General features: G+C 67.5%; 15 protein-coding genes. 4 read left to right on the top strand and 11 right to left on the bottom strand.

What is annotated here, in order from left to right; all coding sequences use genetic code 11:
- The first annotated feature begins 96 nt into the window (after positions 1–96).
- Entirely contained in the window at positions 97–372 is a 276-nt protein-coding gene (locus HUW53_RS10810) for a DUF2798 domain-containing protein (RefSeq protein WP_237345768.1), read from the top strand.
- A gap of 62 nt (positions 373–434) precedes the next feature.
- Here HUW53_RS10810 and rpoD read toward each other — a convergent pair whose 3' ends face one another.
- Both rpoD and dnaG read right to left on the bottom strand, forming a co-directional pair.
- Positions 435–2435, bottom strand: a complete 2001-nt coding sequence (gene rpoD, locus HUW53_RS10805) for an RNA polymerase sigma factor RpoD (protein ID WP_237345767.1) — start codon at positions 2433–2435, stop codon at positions 435–437.
- A 297-nt stretch (positions 2436–2732) separates the two neighbouring features.
- Positions 2733–4730, bottom strand: a complete 1998-nt coding sequence (gene dnaG / locus HUW53_RS10800; RefSeq protein WP_237345766.1) for a DNA primase — start codon at positions 4728–4730, stop codon at positions 2733–2735.
- A gap of 295 nt (positions 4731–5025) precedes the next feature.
- On the opposite strand from dnaG, the gene HUW53_RS10795 reads away from it, so the two are divergent.
- Positions 5026–6444, top strand: coding sequence for an alanine/glycine:cation symporter family protein (locus tag HUW53_RS10795; RefSeq protein WP_237345765.1), 1419 nt, complete (start codon positions 5026–5028; stop codon positions 6442–6444).
- Positions 6445–6506: 62 nt separating this feature from the next.
- On the opposite strand, the gene HUW53_RS10790 is transcribed toward HUW53_RS10795, so the two are convergent.
- The gene (locus HUW53_RS10790; RefSeq protein WP_237345764.1) at positions 6507–6968 is read right to left on the bottom strand and encodes a GatB/YqeY domain-containing protein; all 462 of its coding nucleotides are present in this window, start codon (positions 6966–6968) and stop codon (positions 6507–6509) included.
- Positions 6969–7326: 358 nt separating this feature from the next.
- On the opposite strand from HUW53_RS10790, the gene carA reads away from it, so the two are divergent.
- Positions 7327–8565: a glutamine-hydrolyzing carbamoyl-phosphate synthase small subunit gene (gene carA / locus HUW53_RS10785; RefSeq protein ID WP_237345763.1), complete on the top strand. Its 1239-nt coding sequence runs from the start codon at positions 7327–7329 to the stop codon at positions 8563–8565.
- 341 nt (positions 8566–8906) lie between these two features.
- Positions 8907–9377, top strand: coding sequence for a CBS domain-containing protein (locus HUW53_RS10780; RefSeq protein ID WP_237345762.1), 471 nt, complete (start codon positions 8907–8909; stop codon positions 9375–9377).
- Between the two features lie 33 nt (positions 9378–9410).
- On the opposite strand, the gene pgi is transcribed toward HUW53_RS10780, so the two are convergent.
- From pgi to HUW53_RS10740, 8 genes are all read right to left on the bottom strand, one after another.
- Positions 9411–11039, bottom strand: coding sequence for a glucose-6-phosphate isomerase (pgi, locus tag HUW53_RS10775; protein ID WP_237345761.1), 1629 nt, complete (start codon positions 11037–11039; stop codon positions 9411–9413).
- A 735-nt stretch (positions 11040–11774) separates the two neighbouring features.
- On the bottom strand, positions 11775–12005 hold the full coding sequence (gene rpsU, locus HUW53_RS10770; RefSeq protein ID WP_237345760.1) for a 30S ribosomal protein S21: 231 nt from the start codon (positions 12003–12005) through the stop codon (positions 11775–11777).
- Between the two features lie 208 nt (positions 12006–12213).
- Positions 12214–12588, bottom strand: a complete 375-nt coding sequence (locus HUW53_RS10765) for a hypothetical protein (protein ID WP_237345759.1) — start codon at positions 12586–12588, stop codon at positions 12214–12216.
- A 77-nt stretch (positions 12589–12665) separates the two neighbouring features.
- On the bottom strand, positions 12666–13775 hold the full coding sequence (locus tag HUW53_RS10760) for a 5-(carboxyamino)imidazole ribonucleotide synthase (RefSeq protein ID WP_237345758.1): 1110 nt from the start codon (positions 13773–13775) through the stop codon (positions 12666–12668).
- A gap of 4 nt (positions 13776–13779) precedes the next feature.
- On the bottom strand, positions 13780–14262 hold the full coding sequence (gene purE / locus HUW53_RS10755) for a 5-(carboxyamino)imidazole ribonucleotide mutase (protein WP_237345757.1): 483 nt from the start codon (positions 14260–14262) through the stop codon (positions 13780–13782).
- Between the two features lie 124 nt (positions 14263–14386).
- Positions 14387–15334: a GGDEF domain-containing response regulator gene (locus HUW53_RS10750; protein WP_237345782.1), complete on the bottom strand. Its 948-nt coding sequence runs from the start codon at positions 15332–15334 to the stop codon at positions 14387–14389.
- Between the two features lie 208 nt (positions 15335–15542).
- Positions 15543–16460 (bottom strand): lipid A biosynthesis lauroyl acyltransferase, encoded by a 918-nt coding sequence (locus HUW53_RS10745; protein WP_237345756.1) that lies wholly within the window; start codon positions 16458–16460, stop codon positions 15543–15545.
- Positions 16461–16609: 149 nt separating this feature from the next.
- On the bottom strand, positions 16610–17632 hold the full coding sequence (locus HUW53_RS10740) for a zinc-binding dehydrogenase (protein WP_237345755.1): 1023 nt from the start codon (positions 17630–17632) through the stop codon (positions 16610–16612).
- Positions 17633–17648 lie beyond the last annotated feature (16 nt).

The following is a 17648-nucleotide window of genomic DNA, read 5'->3' as shown; positions in this document are numbered from 1 at the left end:
GTCCGACGTCAGGCAACGCATCCAACCCGGTCCGGTGGCCGGCCGGATGCGATTGGCGTTCCGGACCCGACCGGACCATCCAGATGGGATGGCCCTATGCCCTCCAATTCCTCTTCTTCGATTCGTGCGCGTGGGCGCAAATTGCCGGCGCGTTATGCCGGCTTCATCATGCCGCTGGTGCTCTCGGTGCTGATGACGCTGGTGGTTTCCGCCATCGCCACCGCCCGCAGTCTCGGCTTCAGCGGCGATTTCCTCGCCACATGGCCCGCCGCCTGGGGACTCTCCTGGCTGGTGGCTTTTCCCACGCTGCTCCTGGTGCTGCCGCTGGTGCGGCGCATCGTGGCGCTGATGGTGGAGGCCCCCGGCCGGTGAGGCAAAGAAAAGGCGGCCGCAAGGCCGCCTTTGTCCGTCGTGCCGCCTCGCCTGCGGAAGGCTCAATTGTCCAGGAACGAGCGCAGCTTGCGCGAGCGGCTGGGGTGCTTGAGCTTGCGCAGGGCCTTGGCCTCGATCTGGCGGATGCGCTCGCGGGTCACCGAGAATTGCTGGCCCACTTCTTCCAGCGTGTGATCGGTGTTCATGCCGATGCCGAAACGCATGCGCAGCACGCGTTCCTCGCGCGGGGTGAGGGAGGCGAGAACCCGCGTCGTGGTCTCACGCAGGTTGGACTGGATCGCCGCGTCGATGGGCAGGATGGCGTTCTTGTCCTCGATGAAGTCCCCAAGGTGCGAATCTTCCTCGTCGCCGATGGGCGTTTCGAGGGAGATGGGTTCCTTGGCGATCTTCAGCACCTTGCGCACTTTTTCCAGCGGCATGCCGAGCTTCTCGGCCAGCTCCTCCGGGGTCGGCTCGCGGCCGATCTCGTGCAGCATCTGGCGCGAGGTGCGCACGATCTTGTTGATCGTCTCGATCATGTGCACCGGAATGCGGATGGTGCGGGCCTGGTCCGCGATGGAGCGGGTGATGGCCTGCCGGATCCACCAGGTGGCATAGGTGGAGAATTTGTAGCCGCGCCGGTACTCGAACTTGTCCACCGCCTTCATGAGCCCGATGTTGCCCTCCTGGATCAGGTCCAGGAACTGAAGGCCGCGGTTCGTGTACTTTTTGGCGATGGAGATGACGAGGCGAAGATTGGCCTCCACCATCTCCTTCTTGGCCTGGCGGGCTTCCTTCTCGCCCTTCTGCACCATCTGCACGATCTTGCGGAACTCGGCGATTTCGAGCCCCGTTTCGGTCGCCAGGGCGTGGATGTCGCCCCGCAGGTCCTTGATGCCGTCCTTCTCGTGGGCGACAAAGCCCTTCCAGCCCCGCGACCCGAGCTTGGAGACGCGCAGCACCCACTTCGGGTCGAGCTCCGAGCCCACATAGTTCTTCAGGAAGTCGTCGCGGGTGACGCCATAGCTTTCGGCGAGGCGCAGCAGCCGGCCTTCCAGCGACACGAGGCGCTTGTTGATCTCGTAAAGGTGCTCCACCAAAGCGTCGATGCGGGCCTGGTTGAGCGACAGGCTCTTCACGTCGAGAACGAGGTCTTCCTTGAGCTTCTTGGCCTTGCGCTCCTGCGCCGGCGACAGGCTCTCGTTCTTGAGCTTCGATTCGACGTTCTGGTCCTGCAGGCGCCGCAGCTTCACATAGGAACCGGCGATCCGGTCGAAGGTTTCCAGCACCTTCGGCTTGATCTCCGCCTCCATGGCCGCCAGCGACATGGAATTTTCCATGTCGTCGTCGTCGCCCTCGGGAATCGGGGGCTCGCTCAGAAGACCGTCCTCGCCCGCCTCGGGCGCAAGGGCGGCTTCCTCGCCCAGCGCCGCCGGCGGGTTCTTGCCCTCGGGGCCGGCATAGGTGGCCTCGAGGTCGATGATGTCGCGCAGGAGGACCTTGCCCTCCACCAGCTCGTCACGCCAGATGATGATCGCCTGGAAGGTGAGGGGGCTCTCGCACAGGCCGGCGATCATGGCCTCGCGGCCCGCCTCGATCCGCTTGGCGATGGCGATCTCGCCCTCGCGGGAGAGCAGCTCCACCGAGCCCATCTCGCGCAGGTACATGCGGACCGGATCGTCGGTGCGCTCGGCCGGCTCCGACTTGGCTTCGGACCGGGCCAGGGCGCGGGGAGCCGGCTCGGCGATTTCGCCGCCCTCGGCCTCCTCCGGCTCCTCGGGGCTTTCGGCCTCCTCGCTGCTCTCTTCGGCCTCGGCCTCCTCGGCCTCGATCACGTTGATGCCCATGTCGTTGAGCATGGCGAGGGTGTCCTCGATCTGCTCGGACGTGACCTCCTCGGAAGGCATCACCTCGTTGAGCTGCTCGTAGGTCACATAGCCCCGGCGCTTGGCGTTCTTGATCATCTTCCGGACGGCCGCGTCCGAGAGGTCGAGCAACGGCCCGTCGGGGGCGTCGGTCTCCTTCTCGGGCGCTTCGGTCGTCTCGGCAGATTGCTTCGCCATGGACATCTCCTGATGATCTCGCCGATCTTCAACGGCGAAACGGCGACGCAGCCTTCCGGCCCCGCCGCCTGTCGTATTCGGCTCCGGTCGCGCCCGTTCTGGACGCGTCCCCGTTAAGTCCGCCTGAACGGCGGTCCAATTGCGTCGCGCCGGACCCCGCATCGCCGGATCCGCCGGTGCGCGATCCCCTCTTGGGCGACCCTTGTTCGCGCCGTCGCCAGCGGTTCGGTCCCTGGGGACCGGCGGTGATCGTCATGGCGTTTTCCGCCTTTGCCGCGCGCCACATGTCGCCTTGCCCTAAACCTGCCGGACCGCCCTGCGGCCAGACAGCGCACCGAAGCCTTCCACCAGCGCCTCCATCCCCTCGATCGTCGAGAGGCGCTCGCGGACATCGCGCAGCCAGGCAAAATTTGCCTCGTTCGGGTCTTCCCCAAGGGACCTTTCAGCTTCCTTCAATTCCCTAGATAGCGCGTAAGCCTTGCGATGCAAGGCCGTCCGCTGCTGCCACCAGAGTCTTGCATCCTCTTTTGCGGTATTTGGATATGCGGGCCAGTCCATTTGCGGGTTGGCGAGGCCCTTGACCCTGCGGGAGAGGTCGTCGAGGTCCGTTGCCCCGAACTGTTGGGCGAGGGTATCCGCGGGCCCGTTTTCCGCGAGGGTCCCCTCCAGATGGGCGGCGACGAGGGCGTGTCGCAGCCGGTCCGCTTCCGGATTGGCGAACGGCAGCTCAGCCACATCTTCCGCCGCTTCGTCCAGCAGGAAGGGGTGGTTGATGAGGCAGAACAAGAGCAGGGCTTCGTTGCGTGGCAGCGCGGCCAGCGGCCCGCGCACCAGCGCGGTGCGGGCGATCTCCCCGCCCACCGAGCCGAAGCCGGTCTCCCGCCCCCGTGCGAAGCCCCGGTTGCCGTCGCGCCCACCGCGCTTACCGGAGCGCTCACCGCCGCCGGTCCCGCCGTGCCAGCCTCCGCCTTGCCAGCCGGATCCCGCGCCTTGCCAGCTTCCCCGGTTGCCGTCGCGCCCGCCGGCGGGGGCAAGCAGGGCGCGCAGGCGCTCGTTCATGTCCTGCCGGTAGTGCTTGCGCACGGTTTCGTCGGCGATGGCGCCCACCACATCGTTGAGGCGCGCCTCCAGGGCGGCCCGGCGCTCGGGGGTATCGATGGCGGCGGCCTCGCTCTCGCGCGCCCACAGCTCGGCGGCCAGGGGCCGGGCCCGCGCCAGCACCTCGGCCATGGCCTCCCGGCCGGAGCGGCGGATGAGGTCGTCCGGATCCTGGCCCTCGGGGAGGGTGGCGAAGGAGAGGCTGCGGCCCGCCTTGAGGTGGGGCAAAGCGATGTCGATGGCGCGGCGGGCGGCCCGCTGGCCCGCCTTGTCGCCATCGAACAGCAGCAACGGCTCGTCGGACATGCGCCAGAGAAGCTGGAGCTGGTCCTCGGTCAGTGCCGTGCCGAGCGGGGCGACGGTGGCGCCGAAACCCGCCTCCACCATGGCGATCACATCCACATAGCCTTCCACCGCGATCACTTGCGCGCCCTTGTGGGCATTCGCGCGGGCGTCGAAGCCGTTGTAGAGCAGGCTGCCCTTGTGGAAGAGGGCGGTTTCCGGGGAATTCAGATATTTGGCGGGAACATCCTTCTCCAGCGCCCGGCCGCCGAAGGCCACCACCCGGCCCTTGAGATCGGTGATGGGAAACATCACCCGGTCGCGGAAGCGATCGTAGGGGACCGGGATGTCCTCCCCCGAGATCAGCAGGCCGGTCTCGATCAGGGCCTCCACCGGCACGCCTTGCTTGCCCAGCGCCTCCTTCAGGTGGAAGCGCTCGCCGGCCGCGTAGCCCAGGTGGAAGCGCTGCTGGGTGGCGGGCCCGAGCTCGCGGTCCGCCAGATAGCCGCGGGCCTTGGCGCCGAGCCGCGATTGCAGGGTCTCCTCGAAATGGCGCGCCGCCAGCGCCATCACCTCATAGAGGGAGCGGCGGCGCTCTTCCTTGGCGGCGGCCTCGGGTGTGACCTCCGGCAGCGGCAGGCCGGCCATGGAGGCCAGCCGCTCCACCGCCTCGCCGAACGGCAGGCCTTCGGTCTCCATCAGGAAATCGAACACATCGCCATGCTTGCCGGACGAGAAGCAGTGATAGAAGCCCTTATGATCGTTCACGAAAAAGGATGGCGTCTTTTCCGCGTTGAAAGGCGAGAGGCCGGCGAACTCGCGCCCCTGCTTCTTCAGCTTGACGCGCCGGCCCACCACTTCCGACACTGGAAGGCGGGCGCGGATCTCGTCGAGGAACGCGGGGGGGAAACGCATTCGCGAATCAGTTCATCCGAAGGAATGATGGCGGGGGCTCCGGCCATCGTACCTTGACAGGAGCGCACACCACTTGGGCGTTCTGATGATTGGGCCGGCAGTCGCGGGGGGCGGGAGAACTGCGCCCGCAATCCTCGTTATCCACAAGGCTCCCCTGGAGGCGGATAATGCTTCCGGATCGGAAGCCGCCGCGAGCTTTGCCGTGGACCGCGATGGATGGCGGCGATAGCCTCGAGCCTGCAACCTGGGGCGAGCCGATGGATAAGGTTCGGGCGCGGGGCGGGGGCGCGGCGGCATGGACACCATTATCGATTTTCTGAACACCATTTTCTGGGGCTATGTGCTGATCTACGGCCTGCTGGCGGTGGGCATCTATTTCACGTTCAGGCTCAAGCTCATTCAGGTCATTCACTTTCCCGAGATGTTGCGTTCGTTGTTCCGGGCGAACGACACGGACAAGTCCGGCATCACTCCGTTCCAGGCCCTGTGCACCTCTCTGGCCTCGCGGGTGGGCACCGGCAACATCGCCGGGGTGGCGGTGGCGCTCTATCTCGGCGGGTCCGGCTCCATCTTCTGGATGTGGGTGGTGGCCACGCTGGGCATGGCGACCGCGTTCGCGGAAAGCACGCTGGCCCAGCTCTACAAGGTGAAGGACGACGAGGGGCGCTATCGCGGTGGCCCCGCTTTCTACATTTCCAAGGGGCTGAAGGCGCCGTGGGCGGGCGCGGTGTTCTCGGTCTGCCTGATCCTGTCGTTCGGCCTGGTGTTCAACGCGGTGCAGGCCAATTCCATCGCCGATGCCATGGAGGGGGCGTTCGGCCTGCCCAAGCTCGGCACCGGCGTGGTGGTGGCCGCGTGCGCCGGCGTCATCATCTTCGGCGGCATCGCCACCATCGCCCGCACGGCCGAACTGGTCGTGCCGTTCATGGCGGGCGCCTATGTGCTGTTCGCCCTCTACGCCGTGGTGACCAACATCACCGAGGTGCCGGCCATGCTCTACCACATCGTCGCCAGCGCGTTCGGCCTGGATGCGGCGGCCGGCGGGGTCGCCGGTTCGGTCATGCTGGCCATGATGAACGGGGTGAAGCGCGGCCTGTTTTCCAACGAGGCCGGCATGGGCAGCGCCCCCAATATCGCCGCTGTCGCCACCCCCGACCCGCACCATCCGGTCAGCCAGGGCTTCGTCCAGTCGCTGGGCGTGTTCGTGGACACCATTGTCATCTGCACCGCCACGGCCCTGGTGATTCTGCTGGCCGACGTGCTGGTGCCCGGCAACGGCGTCACTGGCACCCAGCTCACCCAGGCGGCGATGGAGGTGCATATCGGCTCGGCGGGGCGCTATTTCGTGGCGATCGCCATCTTCTTCTTCGCCTTCACCTCCATCATCGGCAATTATTCCTATGCCGAGAATGCCCTGGTGTTCCTGGGTCACGGCCATGTGGCCGGCATCGCGGTGCTGCGTGTCGCCTTGCTGGCCATGGTGATCTGGGGGGCGATGGAGAGTGTCGGCACCGTGTTCAACACGGCGGACGCGGCCATGGGGCTGATGGCCTCCATTAATCTCATCGCCATCGTGCTGCTGTCGGGGCTCGTGGTGCGGCTCACGCGCGACTATCTCGACCAGCGTCGCGCCGGCAAGGAGCCGGTGTTCCTGGCGAGCGCGATGCCGGACCTGAAGGACAGCATCGACACGGAGATCTGGAGCCGCCGCTGAGCCGTGGCGCGGGGGTGGGCGATGCTGGGCTTCCCCACCCTCCGGTCTGTGCGGCGCCGGCGTCAGCCGGCGACGGTCAGGGCGTCCTTCACCCATTGGGACGCCTTGCCGAAGTCGATGGCGCCGGCATGGCGTTCCTTCAACACGGCCATGGTGCGCCCCATGTCCTTGATGCCCTTGGCCTCGATCTCGCCGATGACGGCGGCGATGGCGGCGCGGGTGTCGGCCTCGCACAATTGCTGGGGCAGGAAGGCCTGGATGTAGCCGATCTCGTCGCGCTCCTGGGCGGCGAGCTCGGGGCGGCCCCCTTCATCATAGATCTTGGCGCTTTCCTCGCGCTGCTTCACCATCTTGGCGAGCAGGGCGCGCAGTTCGTCGTCGGTGAGCGGGTCCTTGCCATGGCCGCGCTGCTCGATGTCGCGGTCCTTCAGGGCGGCGTTGACGAGGCGGAGGGTGGACAGGCGGGGCTTGTCCTGAGCCTTCATCGCCTCTTTGAGGGCGGCATTGATATCGTCACGAAGCACGGGTCGATGTCCTTGAAGCTGAGCTGGCGAGGGGTCGGAGAAGTTTGCGGCGCCGGTCCGGATGGGCCTTGGGCGGGATGGCACCGCCCGCGTCTCGCCGTCGCGGTTCACCCGAAAGTGTTCACGCGAAACTGGTCTCGCGAAATTGCACACGCCTGGGCTCGAAGGGTCCAGCGTCGGTTCGCGCGTGCCGGGAAAAAGGTCGGCTGCGCTGGGCTCTTTCCCGATCCTCCCGGTTCGGGAGGGGAGAAGGACAGCCTGGCGGCCGGGCCGGACCTCGATCACCGAGCGACGGCGCACACGTTTTTCGCGCGCGGACGCTGGAAACGCGGCGCGTGACGCTCTATCTAGGCGATCCATGACGAACGAACAAGACCAGACCCCCACCGAACCGACATTCATCGGTTCCGGGCGCTCTCCTGCGGCCGACGGCTGGAGCGAGCCCGTCCCCACCGCCGTTCTCGTCCTCGCCGACGGTACGGTGCTCGAAGGATTCGGCATCGGCGCCGAAACCACACTGGCCGGCGAGGTGTGCTTCAACACCGCCATGACCGGCTACGAGGAAATCCTCACCGATCCGTCCTATTCGGGGCAGATCATCACCTTCACCTTTCCGCACATCGGTAATGTCGGCACCAACGAAGAGGACATCGAGACGGTGTCCATGGCGGCCGCGTCGGGAGTGCGGGGGGTGGTGCTGCGCACCGCCATCACCGCGCCGTCCAATTATCGCGCCACGCGCGGGCTGGACGCCTGGCTGAAGGCGCGCGGCATTCCCGGCATCTCCGGCATCGACACCCGCGCCCTGACCGCGCTGATCCGCGAAGCCGGCATGCCCAACGCCGTCATCGCCCATTCCGCCACCGGGACCTTCGACATTCCAGCGCTTCAGGCGCAGGCCCGGGCCTGGCCAGGGCTGGTGGGGATGGATCTTGTGCCCTCCGTCACCTCCGCTCAACGCTTCGAGTGGGACGAGACCCCCTGGGCGTGGGCCGAAGGCTACGGCCGCCAGGACGCGCCGCGCCACCATGTGGTGGCGGTGGACTACGGGGTGAAGCGCAACATCCTGCGGCTGCTGGCGGCGGCGGGCTGCGAGGTGACGGTGGTGCCGGCCACCACCTCGGCCGCCGACATCCTGGCGCTGAAGCCGGACGGTGTGTTCCTCTCCAACGGCCCCGGTGATCCGGCCGCGACCGGCGCCTACGCGGTGCCGGTGATCCGTGACGTGATCGCGGCGGGCGTGCCCACCTTCGGCATCTGCCTCGGCCATCAGATGATCGGCCTCGCGGTCGGCGCCAAGACGCTGAAGATGCACCAGGGCCACCACGGGGCGAACCATCCCGTGAAGGATCTCACCACCGGCAAGGTGGAGATCACGTCGATGAACCATGGCTTCGCCGTGGACCGGGAGAGCCTGCCCTCGAACGCGCTGGAGACCCATGTCTCCCTGTTCGACGGCTCCAATGCCGGCATCGCCTTGTCGGACCGGCCGGTGTTCTCGGTGCAGTACCATCCCGAGGCGAGCCCCGGACCACAGGACAGCCACTATCTGTTCGACCGCTTCGTCTCGCTGATCGAGAAGAACAAGGCGGCTTGAGCCGCCAAGCGCCCCTGCGCGCAGCCTCGGGCTGTGTGCAGGGGCCGCCATCTGGCGCCCCCCGACCTCACCTCCCGACCGGCACACGCCGGCGCGCGTAGCGTGCGGGCTGGGCATTCCTTCTCCGGCAATGCGCATCCGTTCGACCGGCGACCTGCGGTCGGTGCTGCCGCTTTCCATGCCCTTGCGGTATCCAGGGCACGGATTTCGCCGCGCTGAGCCAAAATGTCGCAGTTTTCGTTGACAGGATCATTTGTCGCACCCCAGCATGGGCCGCGCTGAAGGGCTCTGGTGCCGCGGTTGCGCCAGGGCGCATCGCTGACCGGCGAGGAGGGACCGTCATGATCACCGTGGACGATATCCTGCGCGAGAAGCGCGACACCCGAATCATTGCCGCCCGCCTCACCGACACCGTGGCCAAGGCCACCTTGCTCATGAAACGGGAAAACGTCTCCTCGGTCCTGGTGATGGACACCGGCGACACGGAGCACGGCACCGTCATGGGCCTCTTTTCGGAGCGCGACGTCACCCGTGCCGTGCTGGAGCATGGCGCCGCCACGCCGGGCATGGTGCTGGCCTCGTTCCTGGAGCGGGAGGTGATCTGCTGCGCGCCCTCCGATTCCATCGTCACCGTCTTGCGGCTCATGAACGAAAATCAGGTCCGGCATCTGCCGGTGATGGAAGATTTCAGCCTGATCGGCGTCATCAGCGCCACTGATCTTCTGCGCCATTTCCTGCAAGAGGCCGAGTTGCGCGGTGCGGCGGATGGCGTTCTGCGCAGCTCCACGCCGGAACTCACGGTCGTGAGCTGAAAGCCGCTTGGACGCGCCGTCTCCGCCCAGCGCTTACGCGGGGCGGGGCGCCAGATGGGCCAGCAGGCCACGGGTGGAGCCCGACGCGTCGGCCGGAACCGCCTCGCCCTGCACCGCGGGCAGAAAGGCCGTGGCCAGTTCCTTGCCGAGCTCGACGCCCCACTGGTCGAAGGCGTTGATGTTCCACACGGCGGCTTCCACGAACACGCGGTGCTCATAGAGGGCGATGAGGCGGCCGAGGGTGTAGGGGTCGAGCCGCCGATACGCCAGGGTCACCGAGGGCCGGTCGCCGGGGAACACGCGGTGCGGCGCCAAAGCGGCGACCTCCGCCTCGGGCAGTCCCTTGGCGCGGAGCTGCGCGGCCGCCTCCTCCAGCGTGCGGCCGCGCATGAGCGCTTCCGACTGGGCAAGGCAGCTGGCCACCAGCAGATCGTGATGGGCCTTCAGTTCCGGCTCGTGGCCCTCGGCGGCAATGAGAAATTCCACCGGCACGATCTCCGTGCCCTGGTGCAGCAATTGGAAGAAGGCGTGCTGGGCATTGGTGCCGGGCTCGCCCCACACGATGGGGCCGGTGGGCTGGGCCACCGGCAGGCCGTCGCGGGTGACGCCTTTGCCGTTGCTCTCCATGTCAAGCTGCTGGAGATAGGCCGGCAGGCGCGCCAAGCGCTGGTCGTAGGGCACCACCGCGCGGCTCGAGTAGTCGCACACGTCGCGGTGCCACAGGCCGATCAGCGCGAGCAGCACCGGCAGATTTTCGGAGAAGGGCGCGGTGCGAAAGTGCAGGTCCATGGCCTCGGCGCCGGCGAGAAGCTCGCGGAAACGCGCCGGTCCGATCGCCAGCATCACCGACAGGCCGATGGCGGACCACAGGGAATAGCGCCCGCCCACCCAGTCCCAAAATCCGAAGGCGCGCTCGGGCGTGATGCCGAACTCGCGGATTTTGTCGCGCGCCGTGGACACGGCCGCGAAATGGGCGCTCACCGCGTCCTCGCCCAGGGCGCGGGTGATCCAGGCTCGCGCGGTGTGGGCGTTGCACATGGTCTCGACCGTGGTGAAGGTCTTGGAGGCCACGATGACGAGGGTGGTCGCCGGATCGAGCGGCTTCAGCGTGTCGGAAATGTGAGCGCTGTCCACATTCGAGACGAAGTGGCAGCGCGGTCCGTCGTGATAGGGGGCGAGGGCGAGGGTGGCCATGGCCGGGCCGAGGTCGGACCCGCCGATGCCGATATTCACCACATCGGTGATGGCGCGTCCGGTGGCCCCCGTCAGATGGCCAGTTCGGATCGCGGTTGCGAAATCACTGAGCTGGGCGAGGGTGGTGCGGATCTCCGCCTTCACGTCCACCCCGTCGAGCATGAGCGGGGTGGCGCTGCGGTCGCGCAAGGCGACGTGCAGCACCGCGCGATTCTCGGTGACGTTGATGCGGTCGCCGGCAAACATGGCGTCGCGCAGCGTGCCGACCCCCGCCGCCTCCGCCACCCGCAGCAGCAGCGCCAGGGAATCAGCGCACAGCTCGGTCTTGGAGAAGTCGAGCAGGAGGTCGTCCTGCGCGCGGGAGAAGGCCGCAAAGCGATGCGGATCGGCGTTCAGGTCACGCAGCGAGCGGCGGCTGGCCGCGCGGACGGTGGAAAGCAGGTGCCAGAGAGGTTGCGTCGCGGTCATGGGCGAAGCGGTCCTTCGATCGTCCGGCGGCAGGGCGAACCCGTGCGTCTTGCCGGGGGACGATCTCACGGGAGTTGACGTACCGAAGGCATTGGTGCTCCCGGACGTTGGCCGCAGTACGTCGCTCATGTGCCGTGACTGCCCGATCATAGGCGATTACGTGATGGAGTGATGACCAAGTGGGGCAAGCCCGTCCCCCGTCGCGCCCACCAGGTGCCCGGCCCTCGCGGGCGGGACGCGCGGCCGGCGCTCCGGCTTCCGCTCCCCTATAGCACGCGGCGCCGCCCTTGCACCCCGGACGCCGGCGGCAAAATAAATTGCCTTGGGTTGAGTTTCCGCGTGCGCGAATGCCGCCGCGGCGGTGAGCGATGCTGAGGGCCCGCGCGGCAGACGGCGTGATGGATGGCGCGCCTGCCGGGGCGCAAGTCATGCCGGGAGCGGGTGGCGCCGAGGGCGAGCGCCGAGGGCTGGCGGAACTTCGGCTTTCGGTAGCAGGGTCCGCGACCCATGTGCGTTCTGCGTCTGGAGTGAGCGGGCGCCGCCCTTGGAAGCCCAGGCCGCACCGGCGCGGCGGATGCCGCCACGCTGGGATCGCTCCCAATGCACTTTGTGCGCCGGAGCGCCGTCAAACGCATCCGCTTTGACAGACACGTTCGAGTTTAGAACGTCGGAAGACTTGGGGCGAAGGCGCGAGACCGTCCTGTTGATGAAACAGGACGAGGCTCCGCGAAACCCTCAGCGGGTGGGGCGCGGCTTGGAGGGCAGCAGGCCTTCACGCTGGGCGCGCTTTCGGGCCAGCTTGCGGGCGCGGCGGATGGCCTCGGCCTGCTCGCGGGCGCGCTTCTCGGACGGCTTCTCGTAATGACCACGCAGCTTCATCTCGCGGAAGATCCCTTCGCGCTGCATCTTCTTCTTGAGCGCCTTCAGGGCCTGATCGACATTGTTGTCGCGGACGAGAACTTGCACGTGTTGCCTCTTCGAGCTGTTGCGCCGATCCGGTGCGAAAATGGTCTGAGACTCCGAACCCTGGGGCAATGCACCGTCCGGCGCCCTTGCAGCATGTCCGAAGGAAGCGCTCTCTTATCAGAGGTGAACGCGGTTGTCCACTCGCGCGCGACGGGCAGGGCGGCCCCGCGAAGCATTGCGCCGGCTGAGAATTTGCGCTTGGTCTCGGCTATGGCGCGCCGACGCCTGCCCGCCGAGGGGCCTGTTCGTCCGGGCCAAAGTCGGTGGTGGTGCCGGCGGCATTCTCGTCCAGAAACCGGATGACCTGCGGTCGCGGCAGGTCGCCCCCACGGAAGCGATATTGCGGCACCGGCAGCAAGGTCACCGGTACCGCGGGGTGGGGGCGGCGATGGCGCTGCGCCGCGCGACAGAGCAGGTCGACCTCGTCCCGCAGCGCCAGATCCTGGAATAGCGGGTCGGCGGCCTTGAGGCCTTGAACGAAACGCAGATCGATGTCGATCAGGCGCCAGCCGCAGAAGCGCCCGGATCGCGCCATCTGGAGCGCCTTCTGCCGGAGATTGGGCAAAGCTTCGCCGATGGCCATCCGGGGGTCCCCCGCTGCCGAAACGAATCACATGTTCTGATTCGCCAATGGTTGTATCACACCGCGACTCGGGGGTGTCAGCAGCTTTTGCTGGAACCGCGGGGACAGGCGGCGCCATCGGGCCAGATACGGTTCACATGGCCCATCTTGCGGCCGGCCCGCGCCTCCGCCTTGCCGTAGAGATGCAGATGGGCACCGGGCTCGGCGAGGATCTCGTGCCAATCGGCGACATCGTCGCCGATCAGGTTGGTCATCTCCACCTGGCCGATGCGTCCGGTCTCGCCCAGGGGCCAGCCGGCGACCGCGCGCACATGCTGCTCGAACTGGGAGGTGACGGAACCGTCCTGGGTCCAATGGCCGGAATTGTGCACACGAGGGGCGATCTCGTTCACGATCACCCGCTCGTCCGCCCCGTGACCGACCACGAACAGCTCGACCGCGAACACGCCCACATAGTCGAGCGCGCCGGCAATGGCGCAGGCGAAGGAGCGGGCCTGCCGCGCGGTGGCGGCGCCGACCTCGGCCGGGACCGTGGACGTGTGCAGGATGTGGTTGCGGTGAACGTTCTGCGTCACTTCATAGGCGGCGAAGGCATCATCGGCGCGGCGGGCGGCGATGATGGACACTTCGCGATCGAACGGCACGAACCCTTCCAGAATGGCGCTCTGGCGGCCGATGGCCTCCCAGGCGGCGGCCAGGTCATCGCCGGGCCGCACGGTGGCCTGTCCCTTGCCGTCATAGCCGAACCGGCGGGTTTTCAGCACCGCGGGCAGGCCGATGGCGGCTACGGCCCGGTGCAGCCCGTCCAGGTCGTCCACCGCCGCGAATGGCGCCGTTTCGATGCCGAGGCCGTTGATGAAGGTCTTTTCCTGAAGCCGGTCCTGGGTGATCGCCAGGGCGCGGGCGCCGGGCCGCAGCGGCACCCGCTGGGCCAGGAACTCGGCGGTGTCGAGGGGCACGTTCTCGAATTCGTAGGTCACGACCTGCACCTGGGCGGCGAAGCGCGCCAGGGCCTCCCAGTCGTCATAAGTGGCGCAGACATGGGCGTCGCTCACCTGGAAGGCGGGGCTTGCCGCCTCCGGGCAGAAGATGACGCTCTTGAGGCCGAGCTGGGCGGCCGCGAGCGCGGTCATGCGACCAAGCTGCCCTCCGCCGAGGATGCCGATGGTGTTTCCGGGCTGAAGCATGGGGTCAGACGGGACGCTCCGTCACGGCCGCGGTGCGCGCGGCGCGCCATTCGGCAAGGCGCCGGTCGAGGCCATCGTCGCTCAGGGCCAGCACGGCGGCGGCGAGCAGCGCCGCATTGGTCGCGCCGGCCTTGCCGATGGCCAGGGTCCCGACCGGCACCCCGGCCGGCATCTGGACGATGGAATAAAGACTATCGACGCCCGACATGGCCTTTGATTCCACCGGCACGCCGAAAACCGGCAAAGGGGTGAGCGCCGCCACCATGCCCGGCAGATGGGCCGCGCCGCCGGCACCGGCGATGATGACCTTGTACCCGGCCGCCTTTGCGCCCTTGGCGAAGTCGAACATGCGCTCCGGCGTGCGATGGGCGGAGACGATCAAGGCGTCATGAGGGATGTCGAGCGCCGCGAGCGTATCCACCGCGTGACGCATGGTCTCCCAATCGGACTGGCTGCCCATGATGACGGCCACCGGCCGCGAACCCATTTCGATCATCCTCAACAAAAGCAAAGGGCGCGTTTATCGGATCGGCGCAGCGTCGGCAAGGGCCCTGCGCCGCGGCTTGGCGATTCGCGGGCGCGGGCGACGCCGCGACGGACGCGCGCCGCCCTCAGCTCGGGTCAGGAAGGGCAAGGGAGATATGGCCGCCATCGAGGGGCGAGGGGTGAGACGCGGGGGCAGAAATGGACGCCACCACGGTGCGGTTGCGCCCGGCGGTCTTGGCCGCGTAGAGGGCGACGTCGGCGTGCTTGAGGAACAGGTCCACGGTTTCCCCGGTATGATAGTGCGCGACCCCAAGGGAAATGGTGGCGCTTACGGTGCCCCCCGACGGGATCGGGACCTGGAGGTCCGCGACCGCGTGGCGCAAGCGCTCGGCCGTTTCCCAGGCTTCGGCGATGGAGGCGCCGGGCAGCAGGATGACGAATTCCTCACCGCCGAGCCGCGCGGCGTGGCCGGGCTCGCGCCGCATCACGGCCGCGACCGCCTTCAGCACGCAGTCGCCAGCGTCATGCCCCTTGGTGTCGTTGATTTTCTTGAAGTGGTCGATGTCGAACATCACGATCGCAATCGGGCCGGCGTGGCCGTGGTTGCGGCACACCGCCTGCGCCCGCTCGAAGAAGGCGCGGCGGTTCAAAAGCTCGGTGAGGGGATCCACCGTGGCGAGGCGAATCAGCTCGCGGCGGGCCTGGTTCATCCGTTCGGCGGCGCGCAGGCGCGCATAGAGCTCGGCCGGCACCGGAGGCTTCGCCACAAAGTCGTCCGCCCCGGAATCAAGCGCTTCGACCAACTGCTGGCCATCCACGTTGGACGACATGGCGATCACATACAGCGGGTGCCCTTCATTCGAGACGAGGCGCGCTTCCCAGCACAATTCGAGGCCGGACACATGGGGCAGCTCGAAGCTGGTCATCAGCACGTCGATCGGGCGCCCCGCGCGCAGATAGTCGAGGGCCGCCGCGCCATCGGAGAATGGAATCACATCATGTCCGGCAAACTGAAGCATCTGGCTGATGAGCTTCAGGGAAACGCGACTGGAGTCCACCAGAACGATTTGCATCACCGCCGCCGTCTCTTTGTCGCCGGAGTCGCCGGACCGGTCGGCGCGAGACCCTCAGTCCGGCCGGTTCGATCCCCGATCCGCAAATCGATGTCACCGCATTCCCGATACCGATGGCGTTTTCCCTATGTTGCGGTGAAAGCCTTATGCGTCAAGGGTGTTCGTGTTCCCAACACCGCATGCCTGCACAGCGTGCCCGGCTCGGAGGTCAGCGCCACCGGCGGTGCAGCCAGAGCCATTGCTCTGGGTATTCGCGCACCCAGCCCTCGATGATGAATGTGACCGCCTGCATGGCGCCCACCACATCGATCTTGCCGTCCACGTCGCGCGGCAATTCCACTTCCTCGGTGATCTCCACCCTAAAGCGCGCATTCGGCAGGCGGATGACACGCATGCCATGCACCGGACAGTCGAATTGCCGGGCCAATCGGGCAAGGGTCGGATTGGTGGCGCAACGACGGCCGAAAAATACCACTTCGGGGCCGCCGGTCCAATATTGGTCGATCAGCATCCCCAGGTGCTGGCCGTCCGCCAGCATGCGCGCCATGAGGCGCCCGGCGTCGCGTCCGGCGCGGATGAGGCCGGGCATGGTTCCCGCGCGCATCTCCTCGATCAGCGCGGCGGCCTTCTTGTTGTTGGGTGCGCGGTAGAGCACCCCGCCCGGCACGCCGAATTGGGCGCCGGCGATGGCGCACAATTCCCAGTCGCCGGTGTGGGCCGTGAAGAACAGGGCGGGCCGGCCGTCATCGCGCAGGCGCGCGAAGATGTCCGCGCCCTTCACCTCGATACGGCCCGCGCCGGGATGGGCGGGATCGTAGTCCCACAGGCGGTCCTGTTGGGCGAAATCGGCCGTGAGGCGGCCCATGTTGCCCCAGACCCCGCGCACGATGCGTTCGATCTCGGCCGGGCTCTTCTCGGGGAAGGCCGCCTTCAGATTGCGCCGGGCGGTGTTGCTCACCGGGAAGAAGGGACCAAGCAGCCGCGCCCAGAACGCCATGCCCCCCGAGGACAGCCACAGCGGCCACAGCCTGAGCCACCAGATGGAGAAGCGCACATAGCCGCCCACGATCGCTTCCGCCACCGGCGCCAGGAAGGCGCGCAGATGGGTCGTGATGCGGCGGAGCATCTTCTTCGGCTTCTTCTTCGGCTTCGGCACGGCGGATCGGGGCTCGGAGGGTCGGGGGGCGGAGGGGTGGAAGGGCAAGCGGCCGGGCGGCGAACGGCGGAGCCGATGGGCATGGTCCGCGCCCGGCGCCGCCGGTGTGCCCCGCGAGGTCAGAACTTCACGACGATCTTGCCGAACACGCGCCGGCTCTCCAGGCGCTCCAGCCCCTCGTTGAAATTCTCCAGCGGCACCACGGTGTCGATCACCGGCTTGACGCCGCGCCCCATCTTCTCCAGGCCCTCGGATACGTTGCGGATGGTGGCGCCGAACGAGCCGAAAATCTTGTACTGGCGCTGGAACAACTGCATCAAATTCATCTGCACGCTCACACCCGAGGTGGAGCCGCAGGTGACGAGCCGCGCCCCCGGCTTCATGGAGAGCAGGGAGGCGTTCCAGGTGTCGGCGCCCACATGCTCGAACACCACGTCCACGCCCACCTTCTTGGTGATCTTGCGCACCTCGTGCTCGAAGCGATCCTTGCGGTAGTTGATGACGTGGTCGGCGCCCAGCGCCTTGGCCTTCTCGGCCTTCTCGTCGTCGCCCACGGTGGTGATGACCATGGCGCCCACATCCTTGGCCAGACGGATGGCGGCCGAGCCGATGCCCGAGCCGCCCGCGTGCACCAGCACGGTTTCGCCGCTCTCCAGCTTGGCATTGTCGAACAGCATGTGCTCGACGGTGGAGAAGGTGATGCCGGCGCAGGCCGCCTCCTCGAAGGCGATGCCGTCGGGTGCGGGGATCACCAGCCGCTCGGGCATGTTGATGATGTCGCGGGCGAAGCCGTCGATGTGGAAGCCGAGCACGCCGCCCACGTTCTCGCACAGGTTGTCGCGTCCCGCGAGACAGTTCTTGCAGTGGCCGCAGGTCATGGCGCCGTACATGGCGACCGTCTGGCCCACCTTCAGCCCGCGCACGTCGGCACCCAGGGCCACGATCTCGCCCGCCGCCTCGGCGCCCACCACCAGCGGCATCTTGCGCTTGGCGAAGGCCATGCCGCGCCAGCCCCACACGTCGATATGGTTGAGCGCCAGCGCCTTCACGCGGATCTGCACCTCGCCGGCGCCGGGCGCCTCGGGCTCGGGCAGGGTGACGAGTTCGAGCTTGCGGTCGGAGACGAGTTGGAGGCCACGCATTCTTGTTCTCTTATGT

This window comes from Xanthobacter agilis (assembly GCF_021730435.1).
In the GTDB taxonomy this organism is placed as follows: domain Bacteria; phylum Pseudomonadota; class Alphaproteobacteria; order Rhizobiales; family Xanthobacteraceae; genus Xanthobacter; species Xanthobacter agilis.
Note: the sequence above shows the minus strand (reverse complement) of the source record. Positions and strands in the feature narration are given on the sequence as shown.

Coding starts and splice junctions, on each gene's coding strand:
- HUW53_RS10810 (WP_237345768.1), top strand. CDS start 97: ATGCCCTCCAATTCCTCTTCTTCGATTCGTGCGCGTGGGCGCAAATTG.
- rpoD (WP_237345767.1), bottom strand. CDS start 2,435: ATGGCGAAGCAATCTGCCGAGACGACCGAAGCGCCCGAGAAGGAGACC.
- dnaG (WP_237345766.1), bottom strand. CDS start 4,730: ATGCGTTTCCCCCCCGCGTTCCTCGACGAGATCCGCGCCCGCCTTCCA.
- HUW53_RS10795 (WP_237345765.1), top strand. CDS start 5,026: ATGGACACCATTATCGATTTTCTGAACACCATTTTCTGGGGCTATGTG.
- carA (WP_237345763.1), top strand. CDS start 7,327: ATGACGAACGAACAAGACCAGACCCCCACCGAACCGACATTCATCGGT.
- HUW53_RS10780 (WP_237345762.1), top strand. CDS start 8,907: ATGATCACCGTGGACGATATCCTGCGCGAGAAGCGCGACACCCGAATC.
- pgi (WP_237345761.1), bottom strand. CDS start 11,039: ATGACCGCGACGCAACCTCTCTGGCACCTGCTTTCCACCGTCCGCGCG.
- HUW53_RS10765 (WP_237345759.1), bottom strand. CDS start 12,588: ATGGCCATCGGCGAAGCTTTGCCCAATCTCCGGCAGAAGGCGCTCCAG.
- HUW53_RS10760 (WP_237345758.1), bottom strand. CDS start 13,775: ATGCTTCAGCCCGGAAACACCATCGGCATCCTCGGCGGAGGGCAGCTT.
- purE (WP_237345757.1), bottom strand. CDS start 14,262: ATGGGTTCGCGGCCGGTGGCCGTCATCATGGGCAGCCAGTCCGATTGG.
- HUW53_RS10750 (WP_237345782.1), bottom strand. CDS start 15,334: ATGCAAATCGTTCTGGTGGACTCCAGTCGCGTTTCCCTGAAGCTCATC.
- HUW53_RS10745 (WP_237345756.1), bottom strand. CDS start 16,460: ATGCTCCGCCGCATCACGACCCATCTGCGCGCCTTCCTGGCGCCGGTG.
- HUW53_RS10740 (WP_237345755.1), bottom strand. CDS start 17,632: ATGCGTGGCCTCCAACTCGTCTCCGACCGCAAGCTCGAACTCGTCACC.